This is a genomic window from Sediminibacillus halophilus, from assembly GCF_900103695.1.
GTDB lineage: Bacteria > Bacillota > Bacilli > Bacillales > Amphibacillaceae > Sediminibacillus > Sediminibacillus halophilus.
The window spans coordinates 102,199-115,089 of the sequence record NZ_FNHF01000003.1 but is presented as its reverse complement, the minus strand read 5'-3'; the positions used below and the strand labels follow the sequence as shown (position 1 = coordinate 115,089).

Annotated in this window: 14 protein-coding genes; 2 read left to right on the top strand and 12 right to left on the bottom strand. The window is 31.7% G+C overall.

Annotated features, from left to right (window positions below; genetic code table 11):
- Nucleotides 1-67: 67 nt before the first annotated feature.
- From BLR82_RS11160 to BLR82_RS11145, 4 genes are all read right to left on the bottom strand, one after another.
- Nucleotides 68-487: a hypothetical protein gene (locus BLR82_RS11160; protein WP_074599364.1), complete on the bottom strand. Its 420-nt coding sequence runs from the start codon at nt 485-487 to the stop codon at nt 68-70.
- A gap of 159 nt (nt 488-646) precedes the next feature.
- Entirely contained in the window at nt 647-1,579 is a 933-nt protein-coding gene (locus tag BLR82_RS11155) for a hypothetical protein (RefSeq protein ID WP_074599362.1), read from the bottom strand.
- 516 nt (nt 1,580-2,095) lie between these two features.
- Complete coding sequence (locus tag BLR82_RS11150; RefSeq protein ID WP_074599360.1) at nt 2,096-2,530, bottom strand: hypothetical protein; 435 nt, start codon at nt 2,528-2,530, stop codon at nt 2,096-2,098.
- Nucleotides 2,531-2,597: 67 nt separating this feature from the next.
- Nucleotides 2,598-3,146, bottom strand: coding sequence for a hypothetical protein (locus BLR82_RS11145; RefSeq protein WP_074599359.1), 549 nt, complete (start codon nt 3,144-3,146; stop codon nt 2,598-2,600).
- A gap of 292 nt (nt 3,147-3,438) precedes the next feature.
- Between BLR82_RS11145 and BLR82_RS11140 the strand changes: the two genes are divergently transcribed.
- Entirely contained in the window at nt 3,439-3,921 is a 483-nt protein-coding gene (locus BLR82_RS11140; protein ID WP_074599356.1) for an arginine repressor, read from the top strand.
- Nucleotides 3,922-4,056: 135 nt separating this feature from the next.
- Here BLR82_RS11140 and BLR82_RS11135 read toward each other — a convergent pair whose 3' ends face one another.
- From BLR82_RS11135 to BLR82_RS11110, 6 genes are all read right to left on the bottom strand, one after another.
- A complete protein-coding gene (locus tag BLR82_RS11135) occupies nt 4,057-4,305 on the bottom strand; it encodes a DUF960 family protein (protein WP_074599354.1) in 249 nt (82 codons plus the stop codon).
- Nucleotides 4,289-4,612 (bottom strand): hypothetical protein, encoded by a 324-nt coding sequence (locus BLR82_RS11130; protein ID WP_245693787.1) that lies wholly within the window; start codon nt 4,610-4,612, stop codon nt 4,289-4,291. Before BLR82_RS11130 ends, BLR82_RS11135 begins: the two co-directional genes overlap by 17 nt.
- A gap of 13 nt (nt 4,613-4,625) precedes the next feature.
- Nucleotides 4,626-5,138: a JAB domain-containing protein gene (locus BLR82_RS11125; RefSeq protein WP_074599352.1), complete on the bottom strand. Its 513-nt coding sequence runs from the start codon at nt 5,136-5,138 to the stop codon at nt 4,626-4,628.
- Between the two features lie 118 nt (nt 5,139-5,256).
- Complete coding sequence (locus BLR82_RS11120) at nt 5,257-6,552, bottom strand: 5-methylcytosine restriction system specificity protein McrC (protein ID WP_074599350.1); 1,296 nt, start codon at nt 6,550-6,552, stop codon at nt 5,257-5,259.
- A 6-nt stretch (nt 6,553-6,558) separates the two neighbouring features.
- Nucleotides 6,559-7,701 carry an AAA family ATPase gene (locus BLR82_RS11115; RefSeq protein WP_074599347.1) on the bottom strand — a complete coding sequence of 381 codons (1,143 nt, stop codon included), beginning with the start codon at nt 7,699-7,701 and terminating at the stop codon, nt 6,559-6,561.
- On the bottom strand, nt 7,694-8,239 hold the full coding sequence (locus BLR82_RS11110; protein ID WP_074599345.1) for a hypothetical protein: 546 nt from the start codon (nt 8,237-8,239) through the stop codon (nt 7,694-7,696). The genes BLR82_RS11115 and BLR82_RS11110 overlap by 8 nt, the downstream gene beginning before the upstream one ends.
- Before the next feature lie 169 nt (nt 8,240-8,408).
- On the opposite strand from BLR82_RS11110, the gene BLR82_RS11105 reads away from it, so the two are divergent.
- Nucleotides 8,409-8,837 (top strand): helix-turn-helix domain-containing protein, encoded by a 429-nt coding sequence (locus BLR82_RS11105; RefSeq protein ID WP_083334821.1) that lies wholly within the window; start codon nt 8,409-8,411, stop codon nt 8,835-8,837.
- Between the two features lie 15 nt (nt 8,838-8,852).
- Here the strand turns inward: BLR82_RS11105 and BLR82_RS11100 are convergent, their stop codons facing one another.
- Both BLR82_RS11100 and BLR82_RS11095 read right to left on the bottom strand, forming a co-directional pair.
- Nucleotides 8,853-11,678, bottom strand: coding sequence for an Eco57I restriction-modification methylase domain-containing protein (locus tag BLR82_RS11100; protein ID WP_074599341.1), 2,826 nt, complete (start codon nt 11,676-11,678; stop codon nt 8,853-8,855).
- A gap of 22 nt (nt 11,679-11,700) precedes the next feature.
- Nucleotides 11,701-12,780 carry a DNA adenine methylase gene (locus BLR82_RS11095; protein WP_074599339.1) on the bottom strand — a complete coding sequence of 360 codons (1,080 nt, stop codon included), beginning with the start codon at nt 12,778-12,780 and terminating at the stop codon, nt 11,701-11,703.
- Nucleotides 12,781-12,891 lie beyond the last annotated feature (111 nt).

Below are 12,891 nucleotides of genomic sequence, written 5' to 3'. Positions count from 1 at the left end.
CTGTACTTTTCTACCCTATAAAAAACCTATAGAGTTTATTTTATTTTTTCTCTACTTCATTATTAGTTCAGTCTGTTGAGGGGTTCATGTCGATATATACAACTTTTCCTTTATCTGTTTCTTGCACTTTATACACTGGGAACGTTAACGATGTGCGATTAGAATAATCTAAATTGTATCGCTCGATTATTTCTTTTACGAGTACTGCATTGTAAATCGCATTGCTTTTTCCATTTTTTTTAAGGGCATAATTTGTATTTGATTCCCCTAGGTAATTAGCGATTGCGATTAATTTATCGCTATAAGCGATTTGTACAGAAGTTAGGTCTGATAACTGTTCAAGAATTGAAGTATTTAGAGATAACCTTTTACCATTGTCTGAATAGACTACGGTCACCCCTCCTTTTCTAACTGAACGATTTTTATCGGTACAAGTAGACGCCTCAAATTTAGTTACATCTAGGGAATCTCTTTTTAATGGATTCATATTGTTTTCCTCCTTGTTTTTTTGAAGATGTTTTTTGTCTCAGTGACATTTTCTAATTTAACTTTTTTGTTAATACTAAAAAACATGAAAAAAAATATTCTTTTTTTCATGTACACTGTTAATTTTCCATATAAAAAAGCAGGCTCTTATGAACCTACTCTATATTTCTCTATTCTCATAATATAGTCTTACTGCTTCGTTTATAACTTCTTCTGATGTGCGGAATTTTTGTCCCAAATCAGCATCTTCGTTTGTTACTATTTTAAAATGCGATGTACCTTCATTATTATTGGCGAGTTCTTTTAACTCCTTTACTACCATTTCCTCATTTTTAATACCAGTCACTTCTTTTAATTCTTTAAGATTACTAAGGTACAATTCATCATCTTCACCTTTTTCCAATAGTTCCTTAACAACCTGCTCATGGATTTCTAACCGTTCTTCTTTTGCCGTAATCTCTCCTTGTTTGGATTTAAGATCACTAGTTAGAAGAACCTCTTCTTCCCTCAGTTCATGAACTATATCAATGATTTCTCTTAATCTCTTATTAAGATGCTTTATCTCTAGCATATAATGATTCGTTAAAAAAACTCTATCTTCCTGATTTAACATATTATTAAAGTTAGGGCAGAGCATACTCTCTGTTTCCTCTATTAATTCCTTTATGCTCTCATCCTTCATTTGTGAAAAGGATTTTTTTACATTAAATTGCGTAAGAGTATCAAGCTTATTCAATTCGACTAGAAGGGTTTTCCCTTGAAGAGTATAACTTAATAATATTTTAATACACTCTACAATTCCCTTCAGGTCCTGAAATGTCAAATGCTCAAATTTACCTTTTCTAACTGACTTCATTGGGCTAGATGTATATGAAAGCAAAAGGTTCTTAACAGCTCCCTTTGCCTCAATGGGAATTTCATATTCACTTTTTTTAGATCCCTGTTTTTTAAAATATTGTGGATCAATACGTAACCCATTCAGTATTTCTTTGAACTTCCTAGAGTATGCACTTGTTTGTTTCGATATTTCAACCGAACTAGTTCCTTCTTCTAATACTTCCTCTACAATACCGTAAATAGAAATCTTCTTCATGCTCACACCTGCTTTTTTTCTGTATTTATTTTGGCTATTAAATTATCGGTTAAAAAGTAGAGTCATTAACAAGAAAGCTAATTAAGTTGGATTGGGTCACCTACCCTTGCCTAACATAGTGTCAGTAGCGACAATAGATCCACAACCTCTTTTGCTATTGCCGCTACTGACACTATGTTAGAAACTCTATTCCTTTCCCGATAAGGCAAAAACTCTTGAGATGTTTAGACCCTTTGTTGGCTAAACAGTATTTTTCTCCTTAATAATTGTTTGATATCATATCTTCTAAAAATTACAAAAAAGCCATTGATACTAATGCACTCACATGGCTTTTTTGTAACCATCAAAATATTTCAGTACTTTTAACAATCCCTTTCTTCAAGGAACCTGAACGCTTATGTTCCACACGTAGCATCAGTACCAGCTGTACCGAAAGTTCTCTATAGCTCCTTGTGTCGCTACCCTGTATACACAGAAGTTATCAAGAACACCCATTTATTAATTATTCCAAATCTGTTATTCTAAAGTAATAGCTCGGTTGAAAAGCGTATAGGGGTCCATTATAGGAGATCTATACCAAGCTAGGACAATTCCTTCTTCTTTCACTTCATAACCAACTGGTTTCATTTCTAATTTGTCTAAATTAGTGATAATAAGTTCAATAGTAGTCCTTTTTTCTTGTTCTTCCATTTCTGTAAATCGCTTGGTTCCATAACGATTAATTTCAGCAAAAAACATTACATTTTTAAATGCTATAATACCTTCCAAAGGGTTAACTTCGTCATCTTCGTGCCAAAAGTCCATTTTTAGTTCATTGCCAAACTCATAAAGGGAGACAAATTCCTCTTCTTTTTTTAAGGAATTCTTATATTCTTCCTTTTTTGCATCTTCAATTTGCAACCATGTAAAATTACCCGAATAATATCTTTTTAATAGCTTCTCTAGTGACATCTACAATCCCTCCATCATGTTTTTTTGTCCCCCTTACAATTCGCGAAGAGGTGATTAGAATATAAACTTAATTATCTTCAAGAGTGATCTTTAATCCCAACACATTAATAAACTGATTTAACCTAAATACAGATTTCATGTATTCCTCAGGCGTAAATATGCTACCGTCATCAACCCAAGATGCGAATTGCTTCTTCATTATACAAGATTCCAAATTATTAAATTGGTTCCTTATCTTGTAACAGAAAATTGATATATTTTCCTTACTATCAAACCAATCCTCATGAATAAGATTAGGTAAAAACCACATACATCTGATACCTGTATCGTCTATTATCATTTTAGACGGCGGGCAAGGTAGACTTTTAAACTCTTCTACCATAAGTGAAAATATTTTATTTTTTTTATCTTCATCAAGGGTGTCGATTTGAGAGGTAGGTTCAAATCGCGCAAAAAACGCTTCACATAAACTCATCTGCCAAACCGCCTCCTCAATTTCTTCATAAAACAATTCATTGTAGTACTTGTCTTGAAAATCCTCGAAGTAAATATGGTCCCCCACCTTGTAAGTTTTAAATTCCTCTTTCTTTTTTGCTTCAAGTTGATTGTTTTTCAAAATATTTCCTCCTTCGTATTATTTGGTGACTTCACAAATAGACTATAGCACATACAAATTCATCTATGAATAAAAAAACAACTATATAAACGAACTTGAACCTCAATAAATATTCATTTATAATGTTTTTATTCACAATTTTATTCATGTTGATGATTCACTTTATGAAATATTAGTTTTAAACCATTTGTAATCTATCGTACAAATACTTATTCGGACATTTACTATGGCAAACTAAACGAATTCAACTTACGGATATACTTGTGACAATTTTGTGAACAGGAGGGTTTTTATGAAAAATCATATCTCAGAAAAAAATAAAGATAAATTGCTAGCAAAAAACAAACGCCATAAGAATATATTTGAAATTATTGACCAAGAGGAATTAACAACCGCAAATGAAATCGTTGAGGAATTAAGAAAAAGGAACATTGCAACTAGTCAACCAACTGTACACAGGGATTTAAAGGAGCTAGGAATTAAAAAAAATATAAACAACATATTCGAACCAACTGAAGAAATTCATAAAAATTTTCATCTTGACCTCATTTACGATTTATTAATCACACATAATGCTCACACTAGCAGCAATGTAGCAACCTATTTTATTAGCACTGAAAAGGGTAAAGCACAAGAGATAGCCTTTCACATGGAAAAAGCTTTCAGTAATATTATTCTAAAAACCATAGTCGGGTTAGACAATATAGTGGTATTAGTGGATGGTGATGAGATAACTGAAGAGTTTCATAATATTTTTGCTAGTAGTGTAGATTAATTTTTATGATTACTATATCAACATAAAAAAGAAGTTAAGCCCCATTTCTGAGACTTAACTTCTTATATTATTAGATCTAATAATCCTATGAAAATAGCATAGTTTGTTTGTCGATATCCCCAATCCCCCAAACAGTCATGGTTTTTTATTAATATTGCCTCTTTTATTTATAAATTCCTCTTTCAAATACGATTGTTCTTGCTTATTAGTCATCCTTAACTTATTATCGGAAACAATAATATCAAAAACTTGAAGGTAATCCATCGTTTCCTTCCTTTCTGAAGCCAATAAATCCATCACTCCCCATAGGAGCATTTTTAATTCAACATTCACTTCTTCACTAATTGCCTTAGTCATATAGCGAGACTTATGTTTCTTTGGCATTTTTGATCCCCTTTTGGGTTAACACTTTTTCATATACTTTTTTGCCATCCTTAAGGCAAACTAAATAGAGTGGATAATCGGTTCCTTCTTTAAAGGCAATTCCGATTATCCACTCTGATTTTTCTTGGTACACGTATGTTTGAAAAATTACTGGGTTTGGCAATAATTTATTTACTTTAGGAGAAACAATATCTTTATCAAGCTCTTCCAAATATACCAATAATGCCTCTTCTCCCAATCTTTCACCATCGATATTAACCTCGAACTCTTCTTTCATTAATTTTATAACTTTATCCCTAATATTCAATTTTTTAATCCCCTTACAAGTATCCTTTTTCTTTTAATGATATAAACTTATCTTCTCCTATAATAATATGGTCAAGAAGGTCTATTCCTACTATTTTTCCTGCTTCAGAAATTCTTTTTGTAACATGAATATCCTCCTGACTCGGTTCAGGTTGGCCACTTGGATGATTATGTCCTACAATAATTGAAGCTGCGTTAGACAAAATTGCAGGCTTGAACACCTCTCGCGGATGCACTATCGAGGCATTTAAACTACCAATATGACAAACATTCAAAGAAGTGGGTTGATTTTTTGTATTCAAACAAATTACAAGAAAATGCTCTCGGTCTACATCACCTAAAAATTGTTTTATCAGTTCATAACCATCCTCTGGAGAACGAATTGTTCTTTTCTTATACAAAATTGAAGATTCTTTTAAAAGTTTCAAACTTACGATGTTAACTCGTTTTGCAGGCAATTGTTTATAATTGTCTTCTTGTAATATAGATAATTGCTTAACCCTTTCTCCTGTATAAAGTTGTTTCATTATATTTCCTCCTCTAAATATAAAAATCCCCATATGCCATTAAAATGGACATGATGGGGTATTAGTTAACAATTATTCAAATATATAATATATATTTGATTTTTCACCTATTTAATATCTACGTATAATTTGATATTACTGCAATGCAATTATTAAATAGGTTATTGGAGAAATTCAAAAATCCATGTTTAGAAGAGATTGTTTTTGATTCAACTTCAAGGCCTAAGATTATCTTATTTCCAACTTCAATTTTTTCAAACATGTTGATATCACCTAAAGAGTAGCCTTCTTTTGGTTCTGCAGGGTACGCTAAAAGAGCTACTCTAAGATCCGTAGCATGTAGAAATGCTAAAGATTCATAAATATCTTGTTCCACTATCCTTTTTGCTGTTTTCTCTACATGCCCTTTGTATTTTGCATCAAATACAAAATCTTCTGACCCATTGTTGGAAATTAATAGATCAGGGATTACATTTACATTTTCAGGATTCCCCAAGAGTCGCTGTCGTTTTCCTAACACAAATGCATTTTGTTGCTTTACATTTTCCATGCCAAACCCGCTACTAATTGCTATACTTAAAAAATCTTCCCATACCTTCCAAGTATTAAGTACATAACCTGGTGCAATTGAATCCTTTGAATGATAAACAAGCCCATACCCTTTTAAAATATCTAATGATAGATTATACAACTGTTGCCATCTAGATAATCTATTAGGTAATTTGATTCGCCTAACATTATTAATGTTTTTTTGCGGTGCAAGTAACTGGATTACCCTTTGTAACTGTGCAATTAAATTTGGTTCCCTTAGATTTGGCAATAACTGCTTAGCAGCATTAATTATAACTGAGTTATATTGGTTCATATGGTCAAAGAACAAACCTTCTTGTTTAAATCCTTCTCCATCAGGAAAAAGTAAAGATTCAGGATCCACATCTCCATCAATTGAAAAATCTTTAAAAGTTCTTCTACTATATGTTCTTAAAGAACGCCTATGATTATCCCAATACATTTCCACAAATGCCCTTGCAATTAGATTATGCAAGTCTCCTTTTTCTCCTGGTTTAGACAATATTTTATCTGAATTCAATAACTTCCCGCTTGACGATAAGGTAGCTAAATAAAAAAAGTCTTCTCTCCAACGCTGATTTATCGAATCTAAGCCTAAAAACTTAGGAGCTACTTCAATTTCAATTGATGGGCCAATTCTTAAAATACCTGCAAAATCAGTAACTCTTATTTTATCATCACTTATATTAATAGGGTTTTTTGAATAACCTAGTATGTTTTTAACCCGATCTCCTGCTTTATTAATCCTCTGTATTAAATCTTCCCGAGATAAATCTGTGTCCTGCATCATTTGTTCAATTACTGGTTTCGGAGCGCCATATTCTATTACAGATATTCTTTTCACAATAATCTAACCTTCTGAAACCGCTTTTAACAACTTGTAAATATTATGGTTATCTACTTCATCTAACCCTTGTAAGTCTAATCTAGGTTCTCCGCCAAACGTAATTTCCTGTAATTTAAGAGGATGGGATCTTATACCACTAGTTACATTTAGTACTGTAGCCATTCCATATATATCTCCAAAGAAAACTTCTTCTATATGTTCTTGGACATATCCCCACAGTTCAGTAACATCTTCAAGTGCTTCATCTAATTCCAAACTGGGTTCTTTTTCATTAGTAAGAAAAACTCCATGACCTAATTGAAATTCTTTCCCCTTACCTAAACGAATCCGCTTATTTATCGCATTTAGTGCTCTAATTGCTGCTTCATAAACCGATAATGCATTTTCTGGTGTTGATGGCAAATCATCATCATTTTCTTCTAATGAAAAGTATTCCCTAAGAACTCCGTAATCAGGTTTTAACCTATATGGCGCCCACCTTCTTAAGAAAGCGACATCTAGAGGTTCAACAGATGTATCTGCTTGATTCATTGCAGCTAATATATATAGATGCTGCGGAAGAGCATATTCTATAATATCTCCCGTCTCAGGATCAAGTAACTCAAAGTACTGGGTATTAAGGGTATCAGTGTTATCTTCATTTAACCTCTTCTCAGGCTCAATACCAGCAATACTCCCTCCAAATACTTGAACGGCAGGTCCTCGATTAATTTCATCAATTACTAGCAGTGACGCTCCTCCTTGTAATTTTGCATGCTCACTTGCTCTGTATAGGGTTCCACTAACTACTCGAAATCCACTCTCTCCATTTGTTAACGGAGAGAGTCCTGATACAAATTCACGATGTTTAGTTTGTTGATGGAATACTGTTTTAAATACCTTTCTCTGATCTCTACCTTCAGCTGGCCAGACATTCTGAAATTCCTCATGTTCAGTTTCAACCTCACGAGGTATAGCCACTGGTGAATCTGGCACTAAAACTGGTGAAGGTGCCGATACACTAGTGACAGGCGTATCCATAAATGCGTGACCTACTTCATTCAAGAGTCTAGATTTGCCACAACCTGGTGGTCCAGAAAGTAATACATTCTTTCTTCTTTTTAACAAACTTAAAATTTCTATTGCTTCATTTGAGTAACTATCCATGGTTGCAAAATTCACTCCCTAACTCAAAATCTACAAATCCGGAGGTGGCCATATTTGATCGCTTTTTAGAATTATGGCAGCTCAGAATCATATTACTTACATCTTCATGCCATTCATTCAATAATGCATTTTCTGTCGCGAAGCTAGGCCATACTTTTCCTTCACTGTCTTGAATAAATAATATAAATACCGTTCCTTCTTCTTCATTAGGGATTTTATCAGTCGGTAGAAATTTGTCAATATTAGCTATTCTTCCCTCATTCCCTCGCGCACTTGTTGGAGGATGAAAAAATGCATCCTTAGATACCTCCCGCCCGGCTTCATACCAGTGAAATTTACCAGAGGCAATTCCTTTATCATCGATATGTGGGAACATTTCTTCAAAAGCAGTTTTAAATTGAGAATAAGGACTAAAACGTAAATCTCTTGCTCCTCCACCAGAAGCTGTATCATTTGACCTAGCTTCAAATTTTCTCCTGTCGCCTGCAAGTAATTCTTTGAACACTATTCTTTTTACAGAAACCTGATTTTGGCTCATTCCTTAATCATCCTTTATATAGCATTTTTAGTAAGTATTAACATTGATGTATGTCCAGGTGTTATTATATTACTTTTAACGTAATTATTCAATACAAAAGTGTTTTTTTTTTGCGTTTAACGTAATTAATTGATAAAATATCAATATCCTTTTAGAAAGGTTAGATACCATGACTGTCAAACTAAGATTATCCGAGTTATTAGGAATTCATAAAATGAGCCAAAAAGAATTAGCACAAAAAACAGGAATTAGACCTGCGACAATATCAGCTATTTATCATGAACAAATAAAAAGAATCGATATTGATCACATAAATTCTTTATGTAAGGTTTTAAAATGTGAGCCCGGCGATTTAATAGTTTATATTGAAGATGATGAATTTGACACATTTAGAAATCAGTATTCAAACAAATCAAAATTAAAAAATAATGATATGAGACTTGAAAATTCTAACCATGGTTTAGTTATTAAAAGTAATTATAACACTAATCTTAGTAAAGAGTCTGAAAACATTAAATATAATTTAACACGAGAATACATTGAAGAAATATTACTTGATATACTTAATGACAGGAAAAAAAATAAGCATAATGATTAACATCATTATGCTTATTCATTTCCTTCCCGGAACATATGCAATTGCATTTAACTCTTTTGCTTCATTGACTCGTTTATCAATTCTTCTTATGTCTCCTGTTATTTCTTTAATATTAATATTACACTGATTATAAACTTCAATAATATCTTGTGATGTTGGTTGATTATTAATACTCAAATAATGATACAACACTAGATCTCGAGTGATATATGAACCTTCACCTCTATTATTTAAACATTTATCTCCAGGAAGTCCAGGTTGTTTTCTATCTAACAACGGAAATTGATATAGAACAAATGCTATATCAGGTAAGTTTAACCCAAAAACATTTGCCACCAATGCATCTATTTCTGCTCTTATCTCTTGTCGCTCATTAGAATAAATAACTGGTTTAACTTCATCACTATTGACCTCTCCATTATAAAAGTGAATCAATTCTTCTCTTTCTTTATCCATATATGGTGAGAGTAATGATAACTTAGCTGAGTTTACTACCAATTTCTTCCCACAATTTGAAAATACATCTATTAAAGGTAACGGCAATTGATTCCAATGGAAAAAGTTTATTGTAGTTGACATTCTAAGTCTCATTAGCCAATCAAACACAAATGAATTCGTTAAAGCAATCCATAATAAGTTGTGGGCTACATCATTGGGTGTTATTCTAACTGTCGGTACCTTATTTCCAGCTACAGTATGTCTGGGAATTAATGCAGTTTGAACTGCTCTTTCATTTGTTTGGCCTGCTATGTCACAATAACCTGGTCTAGCTTTGTTAGCTTCTATATTTTTCTTTTCAACTTCAATTTTTTGAACATAAAAGTGTGGTAGAATCTTTTTAGCTTCCCAACTTAAATCGCCCCATTTAGCTTGCCTACCTTCTCCAGATATATACTCTTTAGCTGCAAAATCAAATTGGTTTATCATACGACCTTCATATAATGGATAGTAATCTTTATGTTCTTTATTAATCACTTCTTTATGAACAAATAGATTGCTATCATTGGTCATATCTAATTCTCTATTAAATTGAATTTTCCAACCTCTCGTAGAATTAATAAGCGGATGTACCTTGTAAATTTTTTTTAGTAACTCTACTTCGTATTGTGATTTTATATCAGGTAACGTTTTATAATTTGGACTTAATAGATTGATTAAATCGCTAGGGATTTTTAATAGCTCATTATTTTTTAAACTATTATTGACTTCCTCCAATGACCTCAACATAAATCTGCACTTAATGTCAGCTTCACCAGTTTTAGTCTTTTTAAATATTAATAAAGCATATTTAAACCTACTATCTATAGGAAATATATTATCTCTGTTTTCAACAGTGAATAGCAATTGAATATTGTTTTGATTAAATAACAATTCACGCATACCAGTGGTTCCCTCAGAATGTGTGAATGCGGCTGGAATAATAAAACCTACATAGCCATTTTCACATGTAAGATTATAAGCAAGTTCTAGGAAATATTTGTATAAATCTCTATCTCCACCTTGCCTTCTTCCATTAATAACATATGCCTGATGTTGAAATTGTGGAGAATTATTCACAGCTTTTGAGTAACTACTAACATTCTTCTTATGATCATTCCATAACTTTTTATAATATTCCTGAGAAAGAAACTCTTCTTCAACGTATTTTTTTAATGCTTTTCCCTGCATACCTTTTATTGTTAAATCATAATGTATAAAAAATTCCTTGAGATGAGCTTTTACTTTATTCCATGGTGGGTTACCTATTACCCCATCAAAACCATTAGAGTTTTTATATACATTTTTAAATGAAACTTGCCATATGAAAGTTTTACTATTTCTTCCCTTTTCTATTAAATCATCATTTAAGAGTTTACCGTTCCCTTTCTTTACGAAAAGTTCTTCATATTCTTCTTCCCAATCCTTAACTTTATCTCCATTTAACAATTTACCTACCAAATAGTTATTTAATAATATTAAATTTTCTTCATCATAATTATTTTTCTTCAGATTCCATTCCCTAGCTAATAATGAATCTCCTTCTACAAAGTTTCTTTTTATAGTACTTATTGGAAATTGATTCTCACCTACTTCTATCCACAAAGAGTAAATCGCTGATTTTAAAGCGTTTGGGTTAATATCTACTCCATATAAACAATTCTTTATTATTTCTTTTTTGTAAGAATTAATATCTATGTCTTCTTTAGTAAGGTTTTTAATATGAAATAATATTCTTTTTAGAGCAGACAGTATGAAGGAGCCAGACCCCACAGCTGGATCTATAATTTTTAAGTTTAAAATCTCTTTAATAGATTTATTAGAACATAAAGGGTCAATTGTATTTTTAACTATAACATCAATTAATTCGTCTTTAGTATAATAAGAACCTTTTTCCCTTCTATTGTTAGAAGAGCCGTTTTTATTTGCTAAAACTGTTAGTTTGCTTTTTTCCCATGAATCTTCTACTAAGATACTCAATATATCTGTATTTAATCTTGTTTCTTTCATTATTTTATAAAGTTCTCTTATAAGTGAATGTAGTTCTTCATCCCATTTCTCATTAGTAATATCGTGATCTCGTAAGTTTGAAACTTCCATTTTTAAATTTAATGTTATATCTGTATCTTCGGATAGTTCTATTAAATTTCTTTGATTTGCTAATAATATAAACAATAAATCAGTTAGTATTGAAATTGTTTCTTCATATATAATACTTGTGTCTCTTTTTGGATATAATTTTTTTCTTTGATTAAACAATAAACTGCTTAGAGCAAAAATTCTTTTCTTAAAATCTTTATAGTTTAATCTAAAAGAGGACGTTTCATGTGTAACGTCCCTAGACTTCGTCGTTTTAATACTCATTAGTAATCCCCTCTACTAGTTATTAATCTATAACCTCAACATAATAAAGCATCTCTTTTAGACCCTCTATTTTTCCACCCTCCGGGTTATTACTTCTAAATCTTTTATAATCTACTCCCCAGTATTTTGGTTCTCCTTTGGTCGATAAGATATCTAATATTTCATTATGAGAGATATGACCATCTGTACTATAACTTAAAAAGATATGTCTTGCTTTAATATTATTCACCAATTCATGTAGTGCATTTCGAGCTTCTCTTTTATAACAATAGGCAGAAGTTTCATCACCTTGTCTCGGCCTTTGCCCTGTTTTACCCCAAACTTTGGGATTATCACCAATTGCAAGAGTTTCAGGGATATGATAATAAGCATTATATTGTCTCTTGGTATAGGGAGGGTCTATATAGACTATATCTGCAGTTTTTAATTTTTTTACTAGATTATTGGCATCTTCATTAAACACGCTATAGTTCCCATTAGAAAAGAACAATGGGTACCTTTCAAGTTCAATTTTCTCTAGAGCTCTATTATACCAAGACTTAAGGTATGCTCCGTAGGTACCTGATATATTAGCAACTTTATTAGTCGCTAAGATTAAACTTGAGATTAATAGAGACCTTTCAATATCATCTATAAGCTTTTTCTTATACCAATAATTAATCTTTATTCTAATTGCATCTATTTTTTTTGCATTATTATCAGTAAAATATTGCCTCGGTTCACTCAAGTATTTAGCTGAACCTCCTGGTGCATATTCTTTATAGAATAATCCCTCTATTTCTGGTAGATTATTTAAATACTGTAATACTAAATCGTAAGGTTGCTCAAATAAAGAATCCGTATTAACATCTATATTTGGTAATAAGTTCTCAAATCGGGGCTCCTCATTCACTAATAAACCAGCTTTAGAATATATAAAAGAACTAATTAGTTTATCATTAGTTATAACATCGAATCCAAGTTTTTTTGCACCAATCGCAACTGATGTCGTTCCCGTAAATAAATCTACAAACAGTCCACTTGTTAGATTTGTTTCTTCAATCACTTTTTGCAAAATAAAATCTAACAATTTTTGCTTATTTCCTATAAAACGTACAGCCATGTTGTTTTTACTCCTCTTTATACTTTCCCTAATAACAAATTATAGCATAAACATCTACATAGAATAAAAAAGTTATACTTATCACAAATAAAAACCGTATCTTTTTATGAT